The following is a 15,378-nucleotide window of genomic DNA, read 5'->3' as shown; positions in this document are numbered from 1 at the left end:
GCCCTCTCGAATGGCATCGGCTCCTGGTGTGGCCGATTTATCGAGGACAGACCCGCCGGGGAAATTTATGTTGAACCGTTGCCGTATCCACCGGACATGTTGATGCCATCCAGTGACGCCCCCGACGCCCAACCGATCCCCACGGGAGTGCCGGGGTTCGATGGCATCCTTTCGGGAGGTTACGCGGCCCGCCGTGCGCATCTCGTGGAGGGTCGGCCGGGAAGTGGCAAGACGACCCTCGGCCTCCAGTTCCTCATCGACGGCGTGGCGCAGGGGGAGACCTGCCTCTACATCACCCTGTCGGAAAGCCGGCGGGAGTTGCTCTCCGTGGCGGGACGCCATGGCTGGTCCCTGGACGGGATCGAGATCTACGAGCTCGTGCCGCCAGAGCTGAGCCTCGATCTGAAGCAGCAACAGAGTCTCGTGCATTCGTCGGACCTCGAACTGGGCGAGACCGTCCGCATGGCCCTGGGCGAGATGGAGCGGGTGAAACCGACCCGCGTCGTCTTCGACAGCCTGTCGGAGATCCGGCTGCTCTCGCAAGGATCGCTGCGCTACCGCCGCCAGGTTCTCGCGCTCAAGAGCTACTTTCTTCTCAATGACATCACGGTGCTGATGCTCGACGATCTCAGCGCCGAACATGACGATCTGAACCTTCACTCGATCAGCCACGCGGTGATCCGGCTCGAACAGGTGACCCCGCCTTACGGCGCCGTTCGGCGGCGCATCCACGTCATCAAGATGCGCGGAACCGAGTATCAAGGCGGCTACCACGATTTCGTCATCAGGAAGGGCGGCATCCGCGTTCATCCGCGCTTGGTGGCGAGCGAACACCATCGCAGCTTCGTCATCGATTCGGTGGCGAGCGGCGTTCCCGAACTCGACCGGGTTCTCGGCGGCGGCCTCGATCGCGGGACGGCGAGCCTCGTGATCGGGCCATCGGGGGCCGGGAAATCGACGCTCGCCGTGAGCTACCTCGTCGCGGCCCTGAAACGCGGGGAACGCGGGCTGATCATCAGCTTCGATGAAACGCGCAACATCCTGCTGCAGCGCGCCCAGAGCGTGGGAATGCCTCTGGGGGCTTTTGTCGAAGCCGGAATGCTGCAGATCGAGCAGATCGACCCGGCCGATGTCTCGCCCGGCGATTTCTCCGGCCGCATCCGCGACGCTGTAGAGCGAGATGGAACGCGGATCGTCATCATCGATAGTCTGACCGGCTATCTCAGCGCCATGTCGGGTCAGCCGTACCTAGTCATGCAGATGCACGAACTGGTCACCTACCTGAACCAACAGGGGGTCGTGACGATTCTGATCCTGGCCCAGCATGGCATGGTCGGAAAGATGGAATCGCCCGTGGACCTGACCTATGTCAGCGACACCGTGATCATGCTCCGCTTCTTCGAAGCCGCCGGCCGGGTCCGTAGGGCTCTGTCCGTCCTGAAGAAGCGGACAGGCGCTCATGAGGATACGATCCGCGAGTTCAAGATCGATGCAGGCGGATTGCGGGTGGGCGAACCGCTGGAGCGGTTCCGCGGTGTTCTCACGGGCGTTCCGACCTATGACGGCGACCGGGATCATCTGCTCGCGGAACGGATCCGGACGGATGGAACGATCGTGAGCGAGCCCGGCCGCGATGCCGCATCCTGAACCGGTTGTCCTGATCCTCGCGCCGCTCGGACGGGATGCGATGGTGGCGGCGACGATCCTGGCGGAAGTCGGTATCGTGTCGAAGGCGACGTCGACCTTGGACGATCTCGTGGCCCATCTGGACCACGCCGCCTGCGCGGTGATGACGGAGGAAGCGCTTCTGCATTGGGACCGGCAGGAGATCGCTCGATGGGTCGAGCGGCAACCGCCCTGGTCGGACTTTCCCTTCGTGCTGCTCAGCTATCGCGGCGGCCCGCCGGATGTGAGGCTCACCGACCTACTCGGCAACGTCACGGTCCTGGAACGGCCGTTCCATCCGGCCGTGCTGGCGAATGCGGTTCGCTCGGCTCTTCGCGCGCGGCGGCGGCAACGCGAAGTGCAGGCGTATCTGGAAGAACGCCAACGGACGCACGAGCGCCAGGCGCTGCTGATCCGGGAGCTTCACCATCGCGTGAAAAACACGCTCGCCACGGTGCAGGGGCTCCTCGGTGCCACGGCGCGTTCGACCAAGGATGTGGACACATTCTACCAGTCCTTCTCGGACCGGATCGTCTCGCTCGGCAAGACGCATAACCTGCTCACGGAGGATTACTGGCAGACGGCGCCCCTGCGCGAGCTTCTCCAGAACGAGCTCGGCCATTACAATGACGGGACAGCCAATCGGATCACGCTCGAAGGGCCCGCGGTCGAGCTGGCCGCAGATCTTGCCGTACCCACCGGTATGGCAATCCACGAACTGACCACCAATGCCACCAAGTATGGGGCGCTGTCGCTGCCGAGCGGGCGGGTCACGGTCAGCTGGAGCGTGGATCAACGCGATGCCAAGCGCGTCCTGGAACTCAGCTGGGTGGAATCGGGCGGACCCGTGGTCAAAGCTCCGGAACGCAAGGGCTTCGGCTCGACGCTGCTCCAGCGCGTGCTCGCACAGCAATGCAATGCCGATGTCGACATCAGCTATGAGGCCGAGGGCCTGCACTTTCGCATGGTAGCGCCCTTGCCCGGAGACAGGTTGGTGCCGGCCTATTGATCCGACCGGTCAGGATTTGACGATCCGGTCGAGGCGACCGTTGACGAAGAAATACAGCTCCTTCGCTCCCGGCTCGCTGTAGAGCACCTGTACCTCCCGGCCTGAACGGCCTTCGCCGATCAACACGTCCGTCGCAGGCTTCGCCTTCAACCGGACGAGATCGCATTCGCCGATCCCAGGCTCGATCACGGTTGCGCTGGCTGCGGAGGTCTGGCTGCACGTCCCATCGGCGTTGAGCACCGGACCCGTGACGGACGGCGACGGGAGCGGTACGACGGCGACCTTCGCCGGTACCGCCGCCGGTGCCTCGCGCTCGCTCGTCGTACACGCGCCGACGATATTGAGACCCATGAGACAAGCGGCGAAGCCCAGCCGCGACGACATCCTCGTCACTTCACGTCCTTTGCAGCGCCCGACCGCGCCTTGAGCGATGCAGCGTATAGCTCGGCCGCATCCCTATGAAAGGCCGCACGCGAATCGGGACGCGAATAGAACATATGGCCGCCGGGATACACAGTGAGGTCGATCCGCCTGTCCGTGCCGAAGGCCGGCAACTGGTCGATGAGGAGTTTCGACGTGAAGTACGGGGTCACGAGATCGGTGAAACCGTGGGCGACGAGGACGCGCAGGTTACCATCGAGCGCCATGACGCCGCGCAGGGCTCCGAGCGATTCCGGTGCCATGCGTCCGCCGCCCCAGCCCCACCCTCGGCTGACCGCACCGTTGAGGAGTTCGTAGCGAAGATCGGGCACGCGATAGTTCAGTTTCGTGCCGTAGAGTTCGAGCATGGCGCTGGTCAGCGGCGCCTGCATGGCTGTGAGCAGCGGGTCCTCGAAGCCCGAGAATGTGGCGGCCGGGTCCGGATCCCATCCGGTGATGCCGGTATCGTAGGCGCTGGCGACCCTCCCCTCCTCCTGGCCGATCTCGCGTTGGACGCTGTTCGAACTCAGGCGTCCGGCTTGGCGGCGGACGAAGTTCGGATCGAGACCCGTGATGGCTCCGACCCTTTCGCCGAGCCGGGCCAGCGCCGCTTGGTCCGACGGGCCCTTGAGCAGGTCGGTGAGATAGTCGCCGGTGGCATAGTCCTCGGTCTCTGCCAGAGCCTTCCGGCTCGGCGTGCCACCGGCTCGTTCGATGGCGGCGGCGGCAAAGGACGGCAACTTCGTCACGTGGCCCCAGGGGGTCGTGCGCGGCGATTGCAACCAGGCGAAATCGAGGACGGGTGACAGGAGAACCATGCCGGAGAGGCCGATGCCGATCTCCTCCTGCAGCTTTGCCGCGATGAGCGGCCCGCGGAAACCGCCATAGCTCTCGCCGACGAAGAACTTGGGTGCCGCGATCCGATCGTTCGTCCGCAGCCAGCGGGCGATGGCCGAGGACAGGACCGACGCATCCGAGTCGACGCTCCAGTAACGCTTGGCATCGCCGTCCGATGCGCGGCTGTATCCGGTCCCCACCGGGTCGAGGAAGACGAGATCGGTGAAATCGAGCCAAGTGCCGTCGTTGGGGACGAGGCTCACCGGCGTGGAGGGGCTGATGCTCGTGCCGTCGAGAGGAAGGCGCCAGGGGCCGATCGCGCCGATATTGAGATAGGCCGATGCCGCGCCGGGACCGCCGTTGACCGCGAAGGTGACGGGCCGGGTCGCTTCGCTCGTGTCCGCGAGACGATAGGCGATGAAGGCGATCTCTGCTTGGAGTTTTCCGCTCTCATCCACGAGGGGAAGGCTGCCCGCGGTGGCGGTAAAGCGAAGAAGGCGTCCATCCGGCAGGGTGACACTGTGCTCGGTGGTGACGTCGGAGGGAAGCTTGCGTCCCTCTGGGCCCCGTTCGGCGGCCCGCCGCTCCTGAGGCTTGTCGGCACCGTGGGGGGACTGCGCCATGGCGGGCTGCCCGGCGACGAGGAGCATGGCGGACAAGACGAGTGCGAGGCGCCTGGTGCCGCCTGCCAGAATGGACCGAAGCCCCGCGGGGATTGTGCCCAGTTTGGCCACACCACCGGGCCGGCATAAAACCGTGACGGTCGAACCTCGGTTCATGCGATTCTCGCTACAATGATGGGCAAAAGCGCTCACGCTTTTTTCTGCCAGCGTCCGGATTCGTCCTGCTGCCAATAAGCGATGGCATGGCCCGCTTCCTTCGCCTGCTTCCACTGCGCCCGCGCACCGAGCAACGCGTCCTGATCGTTACCGTCGAACAGGATGCATATCCGCTGATAGTCCGACGCATCCGGCGGCAGTGGGGCGCCATCCACGAGAAAGCGGATGGCGGCGGCGTTGGGATTACCATCCTGGAGCGTCAGGACGACGGGCTGGCTCGCCGCTTGCGGATCGCGATCCGTCCCATGCGGCAGAAAGCTATCGTCGCGATAGGTCCAGAGGTGATCGTCGAGAGCCTGAAGCCGCTCCTCGCCCGATGCCTGGATTGCCGCGCGCCAGTTGCGCTCCAGAGATCGCTCCACGAGGTTCGGTAGAACCGTCTCGAGAGGCTGCTGCTGGAGATGATAGAAGAGGATTTCGGTCACGGGAACCAGGATAGGGTAAAGCCGCCGATTTGAAAGCGGCGGGTTGCCGCTCTCAACCAGGCTCGATGAAGTGAGGGACGAACAGGGCTGAATTGCCGGTGATCGGTCCCGCGCTTTCGCGAACGCACAGCCCCGCCGGTTCGTCGCCTACGATCCAGGAGCCGATCACGGGGCGGCGGCCTTCGAAATCCGGCAATTCGGCCAGGGCCTGTCGCACGCAGCGCCCGCCGCCATAGGGTCCGTGATCCTGTGCCAGCACGGCACCGTCGCGCAGCATGAGGATGTTCGCCCCCTCCCGTGAAACCAACGGCTTCTTGACGAAGGAGGTGCCCAATGACGCCTTGCGGGAATCGTTCTCGAAAAAGGAGGGCAACAGGTTGGGATGGCCGGGCTCTCTCGCATGGAGATGGGCCAGCAATCCCTTGTTCGAAAGGACGGCCTTCCAGGGTGGCTCGATGAACCGGGTCGTCGTGGTGCCGAGATCCTTTCCGAAAGCGTCGCTGAAGGCCCATTCCCAGGGATAGAGCTTGAACAGGCGCGGGATCGGCGCATCGACCCGGTCGACGAAGCGTCCGTCCTCGTCACGTCCGATGTCGGAGAGGTCGAGGAAGCAGGTCGCGAGCCCCGCTTGGCGCGCGCAATCTTCGAGATACGCCACCGTCCCCCTGTCCTCGGGCTCAACGGCATAAGCGGTGAAGGCCATCGCTCCGTCACCGCGAAGCGTGCGGAACCGGGCGATCAGCTTTTCGTGAAGGGAATTGAACTGGTCGGCTGTCTCGGGGAGCGAGCCGGTTCGCAGCCCTTCTTCCAGCCAGAGCCATTGAAACACGCCGGACTCGTAGAGGGCTGTGGGCGTGTCGGCATTGTATTCGAGGAGCTTTGCCGGCCCGGCGGATGCCCCTCCGTAGGAGAAATCCAGGCGTCCATAGAGGGAGGGGTCTCCCCGCCTCCAGCTCGCGCGGATCGCGTCCCAGGCATGGGAAGGAATGTCGAGCGAGGCCAGGATCCGCTCGTCCTCCACCGCATCGGCGACGAAAGCGAGGCACAGGGCGTGGATCTCGGTGCTCGGCGCTTCGAGATCGTCCTCGATCTCAGCCAGCTTGAAAGCGTAGGCGTGGCTCTCGGACCAATACGCTTCGCCATCGAAGGTGTGGAAGGTGAAACCATGCCGGCGCGCGGTCTCCCGCCAATCCGGTCGTTCGCCGATGGGCACGCGCCGCATCAGCCGCCGCTTCCATGGCTCGACCAGCCGTGCGACGAGAACGAACGGCCCGTGCTTCCAAAGCCACCGTATGCGACCTTGCGCACCGCCGAAGACGCGACCCGCGCGCTGGAGGACGCACCGCCCGAAGACGTGGTGATCCGTCCGCCCCAACTCGTGCAATAGCCGGCGCCACCCGAGTGGCCGGCGCTTCCGCTATGGGACGCTTCCGAATTCGGAGCATGGTCGAAGATCGGCTGTGGCGGCAGGTTCTGATCGATCCGCCTGCCGATGACGTAGCCGGCCATCCTCGGGACGAAGCGTCCGGCAGCACTCACGGCGACGCCGTCTCCGGGCAGGCAATGCGATGGGCCGTGATGCGCCTCGCAATCGGTCACCATGGCGTAACGCGGTGCGACCTCGGGATAGGCGGCACGCGCCGTCAGGTACTCGCTCCGGCAATCCTCCTCCGTTCGCCTGGTTCCGGCGATACAGGCGTCCGCATTCGCATAGACGAGCACGGATTCTTCGTCCTGCGACGGATCGAGACGAGCAAGCCCGAAGGCGGCGGCGCCCGCACCCGCCAGCATGACGAGGGTCACCGTCTGCGAGCGCATGAGGCGCGGCGGCTTTACGGGTGTCGGAGTATCGGCCTCGGATGGCATCCTACTGAGGACCGCCTTTCGACGATCCGCTCCCTCACGGCACGATGCCGCACAGACCCGAATGTAGGATCGAGCTTGGCCGTTTGAAACCGGCGATGGGACATTTCCCCGAACGCCGGCTCAGTAAGTCATGGATGCCGCGTTGACGATGCCGCCCGCCAGAGACGACGCGGCGAGCAGGATGGATGCAGCGATCTCACCGGCTTCGATGCGCCGCGAGAGGTCCGGCAGGATCAGCCGCACGACGAAATAGGCCAGGATCTGCACGATGAGGGCGACGAGGCCCCAGACGATGCAGTCGAGGATCGATTGAGCGTTATAGATCGCCACCGAGAGCGGCAGCGTATAGCCGATGAGGCTTCCGCCCAGCGCGATGGCGGCCGAGGCATTGTTGGCGCGGATCAGCGCGATCTCGCGATGGGACGTCGCCGACAGGTAGACCGCGAGATAGACCGCCACGAGGCCGAACGCCGCCGCCACATAGGCGATGAAGGCGGGCAGACCCGAGATCGAGACCATGGCGCCCGCCCCTCCCTCAGACCAGCCGGCTCTGCACGATGGCGGCCGAGATGAAGCTCTTGAACAGCGGATGTGGCTCGAACGGCCGCGACTTCAGTTCCGGGTGGAACTGCACGCCGATGAACCAGGGGTGGCCTGCATGTTCCACCGTCTCGGGAAGCAGACCGTCCGGTGATAGCCCCGAGAACCGCAGGCCCTTGGCTTCCAGCCGCTCGCGATAGGCCATGTTGACCTCGTAGCGGTGCCGGTGACGCTCGGAAATCTCGGTGCCGCCGTAAATCTCGGCGATCTTGGTATCCGCACCGAGGGTGGCCTTGTAGGCACCGAGCCGCATGGTGCCGCCGAGATCGCCCTGTGCAGCGCGCCGCTCCAGTTCGTTGCCCTTGAGCCATTCGGTCAACAGGCCGACCACAGGCTCGCCGGTCTCCCCGAATTCCGTGGAATTGGCGTCCTCAACCCCGGCCAGGGAGCGAGCCGCTTCGATCACGGCCATCTGCATGCCGAAACAGATACCGAAATATGGGATCTTGCGCTCACGGGCGTAACGGGCCGCGCGGATCTTGCCCTCTGCGCCGCGCTGTCCGAAGCCGCCGGGGACGAGAATGCCGTTGATACCTTCAAGGAACGGCGCCGGATCTTCACGCTCGAAGACCTCGGATTCGATCCATTCGAGGTTCACCTTCACATTGTTGGCGATGCCGCCATGCGTCAACGCCTCGGACAGGGACTTATAGGCGTCCTTGAGGCCCGTATATTTACCCACAATGGCGATGGAGACCTCGCCTTCGGGATTGCGCACGCGCTCGGAGATCGTCGTCCAGCGCACGAGATCCGGTTCGCCCTTCGGTTCGATGCCGAAATGCGCGAGCACCTCACGGTCGAGGCCGGCCTCGCGGTAGGAAAGCGGCACGTCATAGATCGACGCCACGTCGCGCGCCTCAATGACGGCGGTCTCACGCACGTTGCAGAACAGACCGAGCTTGCGCCGCTCTTCCACCGGAATCGGACGGTCACAGCGGCAGAGCAGGATGTCCGGCTGGATACCGATGGAGCGGAGTTCCTTGACGGAATGCTGCGTCGGCTTGGTCTTCAATTCGCCTGCCGAGGGAATGTAGGGCAGCAGAGTCAGATGGACGAAGGCGACAGTGCCGCGCGGCAATTCCTGGCCGAGCTGGCGGATCGCCTCGAAAAACGGAAGGCCTTCGATGTCGCCCACCGTGCCGCCGATCTCGACGAGGACGAAATCGAATGCTTCGTTTCCATCGAGTACGAACGTCTTGATGGCGTTGGTGACGTGAGGGATGACCTGGATCGTCGCGCCGAGATAATCGCCGCGCCGCTCCTTAGTGATGATGTCGAGATAGATGCGACCGGTGGTGATGTTATCGGCCTTAGTCGCCGGAAGACCGGTGAAACGCTCGTAATGGCCGAGGTCGAGATCGGTCTCCGCACCGTCGTCGGTAACAAAGACCTCGCCGTGCTGCGTCGGGCTCATCGTGCCCGGATCGACGTTCAGGTAGGGGTCGAGCTTGCGCAGGCGGACCGTGTGGCCGCGCGCCTGCAGGAGAGCTGCGAGAGCCGCAGATGCGAGGCCCTTGCCGAGCGAGGAGACCACGCCGCCGGTGATGAATACGTACCGCGTCATGGGCTTCGGCTCATAAACAAGGGTGGATGATTCGACAAACTTCAAACGACCCCGCCGCTGGTGGCGGCAGGGCTGCATCGGTTCGGATTCTGTGGAACGCCGGGTGGGGACGGTTCGGAGCGAGAGGTGTCCGAGCCGTCATTCCGCATCGACCTTCGATCAGCGCGACTGGGGCGCTTCGGGCGTGGCAGGCTGAGCCGGCGCGGTCTGGCCAGCGCCCTGACCGGGACGAAGGGTCTCGAGAATATTGCCGTTGGGCGCCGCCGGCTGCGTCGTCGCGGCTCCGTCGAGGATCGACTTCGGCGCGGCGCTCCGGTGGGAGATCACCGCGAGGGTCATGCTCGTCGTGAAGAACAGGGCCGCCAGGATCGCTGTAGCCCGCGTGAGGGCGTTGGCTTGGCCACGTCCGGTCATGAACCCCGACACGCCGCCACCGCTGCTACCACCGCCGAGCCCGAGTCCGCCCTCAGAGCGCTGCAGCAGGACCACGGCGATGAGTGCGAGAACCACGATGAGGTGAATGGAGATCAGGACGGCATTCATGTCGTTTCAGTCCGATGTTCCTGGTCCGTGAACCACGTAGGCCGTATCCGGCGCCCGAAGAGGCCCGGCGAGGAACGTCCGCAAAGGGCAGGCTCCTACACGAGATGGTGTCTCACGCCAAATCCTGCATCGCCCCAGGGCGGCGAATGTTTCAGGCGTAGGCGGCCGCTATCCCCAGGAAGTCGGAGGCGACGAGACTGGCGCCTCCGACCAGCGCCCCGTCCACATTCTCTACCGCCATCAATTCGCGGGCGTTACCCGGCTTCACCGAACCGCCATAGAGGATACGGACCTTGGCGGCTTCCGCGCCGATGAGTTGTCCGAGCATCTCACGCAGGGAAGCATGGACTTCGGCGATGTCGGACGGGGTCGGGGTCAGGCCGGTGCCGATGGCCCAGACAGGCTCGTAGGCGATGACCGTATCGGAGGCCTTCGCCCCCTTGGGGACGCCGATGGCGAGCTGGGCGCGGACGATATCGAGCGTCCGGCCCTCTTCCCGTTCCTCCTGCGTCTCGCCGACGCAGATGATGCCGCAGAGTCCGGCGCGGCGGGCACCCAATGCCTTGGCATGCACGCCATCGTCGGTCTCGTGGTGATAGGCGCGGCGCTCCGAATGCCCGACGATGACGTAGCTCGCCCCGAGATCGGCCAGCATCTCGGCGGAGATGCTGCCGGTGAAGGCGCCGCTGGCCTTGGCATGAAGGTTCTGACCGCCGATGGCGATGGCGGACCCGTAGACCGCCGCCACACAGGAAGAAATCAGCGTCGAAGGGGGGCAGACGAGGACGTCGATCCGGGATGCGAGTTCGGGCGAGAGCCCGTCGCGGATGGCCTCGACCACGGGAACCGAACTGCGCAGGCCGTTCATCTTCCAGTTGCCGGCGATCAGCGGCCGCCGTCCCGACTTCGACATCGTATTCCTCGCGCTCAGATGCTGCTGGTCCGGCTTCACCGGATCGTGAGCGGGGCCGTAACAGAGCCGACTAGCGGGCGCAAACATGCGCTCGAGGATTCGCCCGGCCTTTGCTGGGGCCACCGGATGGTCTATCGCGGGCGGCCTGGAGCGTGCCTTAGGTACGCCATCACGACGGATTTTCGAACGTTCCGATGCTGCAGAACATGCGTAGTGCGAGCCAGCATTGGCTCGGCAAGATCATTCTTACGGTGGTCTTCACCTTCCTCATCGCTGGCGTTGCGATTTTCGGGGTGGAAGATTTCTTCCGCTCGAACTCGGCCACGACCGTGGCTACGGTGGGCAAGACGCAGATCACTTCGGAGGCGGTGCGCTCGGCCTATCAGCTGCAGCTGCAGCGCTATCAGAGCCAGCTTCAGCGCAGCCTGACTCCCGAACAGGCCCGGGGCCTCGGTCTCGACCGGCAGGTCCTTTCGCAGCTGATCAGCGAGGCCTCCCTCGACCAGCAGGCCAAGGATCTCGGTCTCGTCATCCCGGATTCGGCAGTATTGCGCGCGATTCAAGAAGAGCCGACCTTCAAGGGGGCCAACGGCTCCTTCGACCAGACGCTCTTCTTCCAGACGCTGCAGCGCGCCGGCATCAACGAGGCGATGTTCGTGCGCGACCAGCGCGCCGCCGCCGGACGGCTCCAGATCGCCGAGGCCGTGGCCGCGGACATTCATGTCCCCGCCGCCCTGCGCGAGGCCGTGCGTCGTTACACCACCGAGCGCCGGTCGGCCTCCTTCATGATGCTGCCCCCTTCCGTGGCGGGAGACATTCCCGCACCGACGGACGAGGAGGTGAAGACCTTCTACGACGAGAACAGGAGCGCATTCCGCGCGCCGGACTACCGGGCCGTGACCCTCCTTGCCCTCGATCCGCAGGCGATGGCCAAGCCCGACGCTGTCACGGACGAGGATGTGCAGAAGCGCTACGAGCTCGCCAAGGCGCAATACGGCACGCCGGAGCGGCGCACGATCCAGCAGATCGTGTTCCCTGACGAGGCCTCCGCCGAGGCGGCGCGCAAGGAGATCGAATCCGGCGAAAAGCCGTTCGAGGCCGTCGCTCTGGCGCGCGGCGTGGACGCGAAGGAACTGTCTCTGGGGAACCTGACGAAGGCCGAACTGTTCGACCCGGCCGTCGCAGAGGCCGCCTTCTCGCTTGCCCAGAACACCGTGAGCGCCCCGGTCAAGGGTCGCTTCGGCACCGTGCTCCTCCGAGTCACGGCCATCGAACCCGAGACACGCAAGCCCCTCGCCGACGTGGCGCCGGAGATCCGCAAGACCATCGCTCTCGAGCGCGCCAAGACCGCCGTTGAAAAGGACCACGACACGATCGAGGACGAGCGCGCCAACAGCAAGCCGCTGGCCGAGATCGCCAAGGAGCGGGGCCTCACCCTCGTGACGGTGCCGGCGGTGAGCGCCCAGGGACTCGACCCGTCGGGCAAGCTCGTCGATTCCATTCCGGATCGCGACACGACGCTGCCGATCGTGTTCCGCTCCGAGATCGGGAGCGACACCGAGGCGCTTCGCCTGAAGTCCGGCGGCTACGTCTGGGTCGACGTCACCGGCATAGACCAAGCCCATGACAAACCCCTCTACCAGGTGCGCGATCAGGCAGCCGCCCAATGGCGCGCTGCCGAGGTGGCCAAGCGCCTGTCCGACAAGGCACGCAGCCTGACCGAGCGTCTGGACAAGGGCGAGGCCATCGACACGCTCGCGGCGGAAGTTGGCGTGCAGGTGCAAACCTCCACGGACATCGCCCGCAGCCAGGCCAAGGACGGCCTCTCGGCCGACGTGGTCAACCGCCTCTTCGCCGTCCCGGTGGACAAGGCCGTCTCGGTCGAATCCGGCGAGTCGCGTGTGGTCGCCAAGGTCACGGCGGCGACGATGCCCGCCTTCGTGCCCGGCAGCCCCTCCGACGAGGCGATCTCGAAGCGGTTCCAGGCGACCCTCATCGATGACATCCTCGGCGAGTACATCGCCGACGTTCAGAAAAGCGTGGGGATCACCGTCAACCAGACGGCGTTCCGGCGCGCGATCGGCGGCGAGTACTGAACCGATCATGTTTCAGGAGCCGGATTACGCCGCCTTCGCGGAGGCCTACGAGGCAGGGCGGCCGACCCTCCTCAACCTGACCCTGGTGGCCGATCTGGAGACTCCGGTCGCGGCTTTCCTCAAGCTGCGGGCGGTCCATGCCGGGCCGGCCTTCCTCCTCGAATCCGTCGAGGGCGGTGCGGTGCGCGGCCGCTACTCGATGATCGGCCTCGACCCCGACCTCGCCTGGCGCTGTCGCGACGGCCGACCGGAGACCGCACGGGGCAGCGACCTGTCGGTGTTCGAGCGCGATGACGCGTCGCCGCTGGCAAGCCTCCGGTCCCTCATCGCCGAAAGCGCCATCGGAGCCGATGCCGATGTCGAACTCCCGCCCATGGCGGCGGGCCTCTTCGGCTATCTCGGCTACGACATGGTCCGGGCCATGGAGCGGCTCGGTGATTCCAATCCGGATCCCCTTGGCGTTCCCGACGCGATCCTCGTGCGACCGCGCGTCATGGTGGTGTTCGATGCCGTGCGCGACATCATCACCGTGGTCGGCCCGGTGCGCCCGAGCGCAGGGGTTTCGGCGCGTGCGGCCTATGAGGGCGCCCTCGCCCGGCTGGAGCGCGTGGCCGATGTCCTGGAAGGTCCGCTACCGGTGGAATCTCGGATCGACCCCCGCTCCATTGCTCATCCCGAGCCGGTCTCGAACACCTCGCCGGACGCCTATCTCGACATGGTCGCGCGGGCGAAGGAGTACATCGTCGCCGGTGACGTTTTCCAGGTCGTACTGTCCCAGCGTTTCGAGGCGCCGTTCACGCTGCCGGCCTTCGCCCTCTACCGGTCCCTGCGGCGGACCAACCCGGCCCCCTTCCTGTGCTACCTCGACTTCGAGGATTTCCAGGTCGTGTGCTCGTCGCCCGAGATCCTGGTGCGGGTGCGAGAGGGGCGCGTCACGATCCGCCCCATCGCCGGCACCCGCCGGCGTGGCGCCACTCCGTCCGAGGACAAAGCCCTGGCCGAGGAACTGCTGGCCGATCCGAAGGAACGCTCCGAGCACCTGATGCTGCTCGATCTCGGCCGCAACGATGTCGGTCGGGTCTCGCGCATCGGCAGCGTGACAGTAACGGGGTCGTTCTTCCTCGAATATTACAGCCAGGTCATGCACATCGTCTCGAATGTCGAGGGCGATCTCGATCCGAGCCACGACGCACTCGACGCCCTCTCGGCCGGGTTTCCCGCGGGCACCGTCTCCGGTGCGCCGAAGGTCAGGGCGATGGAGATCATCGACGAGCTCGAACGCGAGAAGCGCGGCCCCTATGGCGGCTGCATCGGCTATTTCGGCGCACGCGGCGAGATGGATACCTGCATCGTGCTGCGCACCGCCATCGTGAAGGACGGGCGGATGCATGTTCAGGCCGGCGCCGGCATCGTCTACGATTCCGATCCGGCCTCCGAGCAGCAGGAATGCGTGAACAAGGCCAAAGCCCTGTTCCGCGCCGCAGAGGATGCGGTGATGTTCGCGAGCCGGGCGCGCCGGGGGCAATAGTCCTTCCGCGCACCAAGGCACTCCTTCCGCTTGGCCCGCGATTGCCGATAGACATCGAATCGGTCGTATATCGACGGGTTGCGATGGTGGAGGAACGTGATGGCTGGGACCGAGATCGATGCCATCAGGGATCTTCTCGCCGCCAGTCCACGGTCTTCGAATCTCGCTGAGCGCCGTGAGCGGCTCGACGGGTTCGGCGCGCATTATCCTGTTCCCCCCGACGTGACGGTCGTGCCCGTGGATGCGGGCGGGGTGGCGGCCGAATGGACCGTGAGCCCGGGGGCGGACCCGACCCGCGTCGTCCTGTTCCTGCATGGCGGCGGATACGTGTCCGGGTCGCTCAACAGTCACCGGCACATGATGGCCGAGACCGGCCGCGCCGCCGGAGCGCGCACGCTGGCCCTGGATTACCGGCTCGCGCCGGAACATCCGTTTCCCGCGGCCCTCGATGACGCCCTGGCGGGTTACCGCTTCCTGCTCGAATCGGGTGTCAGCCCCAGGAACATCGTCCTGTCCGGGGAGAGTGCCGGCGGCGGGCTTGCCGTCGCGACGGCCCTCTCGCTGCGTGATGCCGGTCTGCCGCTTCCGCGCTGTCTGTGGCTCACATCGCCCTGGGTCGATCTGGAGATGACCGGTGCCAGCATGGACACCAAGGCGGCGGTCGACCCCCTGATCCAGCGGGAATACCTGACGGAACTCGCGGAGGCCTATTCCGCAGGAAAGAATGCTGCGATCCCGCTGATCTCGCCGCTTCATGCCGAACTCGGAGGCCTGCCGCCGATGCTGGTCCAGGTCGGCAGCGCCGAGACCCTGCTGGACGATTCCCTTCGCCTCGCCGGGGTGGCCGCCTCGGCGGACGTCGCCGTGACGCTCCAAGTCTGGCCGCACATGATCCATGCCTGGCACATGTTCTATCCTCAGCTTGCCGAGGGGCGACAATCGCTGGCGAGCGCCGGTGCCTTCATCCGCGCGCATCTGGGGGACGGAACCGACGGCCGGCATCCGACGATCGGGGTCTGAGAGCGGACGCGGCGCGAGAACGCTTGACCCTCTCGGCTCACCTAGTCACACGA

General features: G+C 65.6%; 14 protein-coding genes. 5 read left to right on the top strand and 9 right to left on the bottom strand.

What is annotated here, in order from left to right:
* The first annotated feature begins 96 nt into the window (after nucleotides 1-96).
* Together ACYQML_RS11250 and ACYQML_RS11245 are read left to right on the top strand one after the other, a co-directional pair.
* Nucleotides 97-1,647, top strand: coding sequence for an ATPase domain-containing protein (locus ACYQML_RS11250; protein WP_461235546.1), 1,551 nt, complete (start codon nucleotides 97-99; stop codon nucleotides 1,645-1,647).
* Nucleotides 1,634-2,674 (top strand): sensor histidine kinase, encoded by a 1,041-nt coding sequence (locus tag ACYQML_RS11245; RefSeq protein WP_461235545.1) that lies wholly within the window; start codon nucleotides 1,634-1,636, stop codon nucleotides 2,672-2,674. The genes ACYQML_RS11250 and ACYQML_RS11245 overlap by 14 nt, the downstream gene beginning before the upstream one ends.
* 9 nt (nucleotides 2,675-2,683) lie before the next feature.
* Here ACYQML_RS11245 and ACYQML_RS11240 read toward each other — a convergent pair whose 3' ends face one another.
* The 9 genes from ACYQML_RS11240 to tpiA form a co-directional block, all read right to left on the bottom strand.
* Nucleotides 2,684-3,058 (bottom strand): hypothetical protein, encoded by a 375-nt coding sequence (locus tag ACYQML_RS11240; protein WP_461235544.1) that lies wholly within the window; start codon nucleotides 3,056-3,058, stop codon nucleotides 2,684-2,686.
* A gap of 5 nt (nucleotides 3,059-3,063) precedes the next feature.
* On the bottom strand, nucleotides 3,064-4,581 hold the full coding sequence (locus tag ACYQML_RS11235) for a S10 family peptidase (protein ID WP_461235706.1): 1,518 nt from the start codon (nucleotides 4,579-4,581) through the stop codon (nucleotides 3,064-3,066).
* A gap of 161 nt (nucleotides 4,582-4,742) precedes the next feature.
* Nucleotides 4,743-5,195: a DNA polymerase III subunit chi gene (locus tag ACYQML_RS11230; RefSeq protein WP_207412378.1), complete on the bottom strand. Its 453-nt coding sequence runs from the start codon at nucleotides 5,193-5,195 to the stop codon at nucleotides 4,743-4,745.
* 52 nt (nucleotides 5,196-5,247) lie between these two features.
* Complete coding sequence (locus ACYQML_RS11225; RefSeq protein WP_311276454.1) at nucleotides 5,248-6,417, bottom strand: glutathionylspermidine synthase family protein; 1,170 nt, start codon at nucleotides 6,415-6,417, stop codon at nucleotides 5,248-5,250.
* Nucleotides 6,417-7,061, bottom strand: a complete 645-nt coding sequence (locus tag ACYQML_RS11220; RefSeq protein ID WP_461235543.1) for a DUF1190 domain-containing protein — start codon at nucleotides 7,059-7,061, stop codon at nucleotides 6,417-6,419. Before ACYQML_RS11220 ends, ACYQML_RS11225 begins: the two co-directional genes overlap by 1 nt.
* Before the next feature lie 120 nt (nucleotides 7,062-7,181).
* The gene (locus ACYQML_RS11215; protein ID WP_056427008.1) at nucleotides 7,182-7,580 is read right to left on the bottom strand and encodes a DUF350 domain-containing protein; all 399 of its coding nucleotides are present in this window, start codon (nucleotides 7,578-7,580) and stop codon (nucleotides 7,182-7,184) included.
* Nucleotides 7,581-7,596: 16 nt separating this feature from the next.
* A complete protein-coding gene (locus tag ACYQML_RS11210; protein ID WP_207412375.1) occupies nucleotides 7,597-9,225 on the bottom strand; it encodes a CTP synthase in 1,629 nt (542 codons plus the stop codon).
* Between the two features lie 159 nt (nucleotides 9,226-9,384).
* Entirely contained in the window at nucleotides 9,385-9,768 is a 384-nt protein-coding gene (secG, locus tag ACYQML_RS11205; protein WP_056427002.1) for a preprotein translocase subunit SecG, read from the bottom strand.
* 151 nt (nucleotides 9,769-9,919) lie between these two features.
* On the bottom strand, nucleotides 9,920-10,681 hold the full coding sequence (gene tpiA, locus ACYQML_RS11200; protein ID WP_056427105.1) for a triose-phosphate isomerase: 762 nt from the start codon (nucleotides 10,679-10,681) through the stop codon (nucleotides 9,920-9,922).
* Between the two features lie 194 nt (nucleotides 10,682-10,875).
* Between tpiA and ACYQML_RS11195 the strand changes: the two genes are divergently transcribed.
* From ACYQML_RS11195 to ACYQML_RS11185, 3 genes are all read left to right on the top strand, one after another.
* Entirely contained in the window at nucleotides 10,876-12,777 is a 1,902-nt protein-coding gene (locus ACYQML_RS11195; RefSeq protein WP_461235542.1) for a peptidylprolyl isomerase, read from the top strand.
* A 7-nt stretch (nucleotides 12,778-12,784) separates the two neighbouring features.
* Nucleotides 12,785-14,305, top strand: a complete 1,521-nt coding sequence (trpE, locus tag ACYQML_RS11190; protein ID WP_461224973.1) for an anthranilate synthase component I — start codon at nucleotides 12,785-12,787, stop codon at nucleotides 14,303-14,305.
* 99 nt (nucleotides 14,306-14,404) lie between these two features.
* Nucleotides 14,405-15,325, top strand: a complete 921-nt coding sequence (locus ACYQML_RS11185) for an alpha/beta hydrolase (protein WP_461224975.1) — start codon at nucleotides 14,405-14,407, stop codon at nucleotides 15,323-15,325.
* The last annotated feature ends 53 nt before the right edge of the window (nucleotides 15,326-15,378 follow it).

The organism is Methylobacterium sp. CM6244 (assembly GCF_054817885.1).
This window is presented reverse-complemented; position numbering and strand designations above follow the sequence as displayed.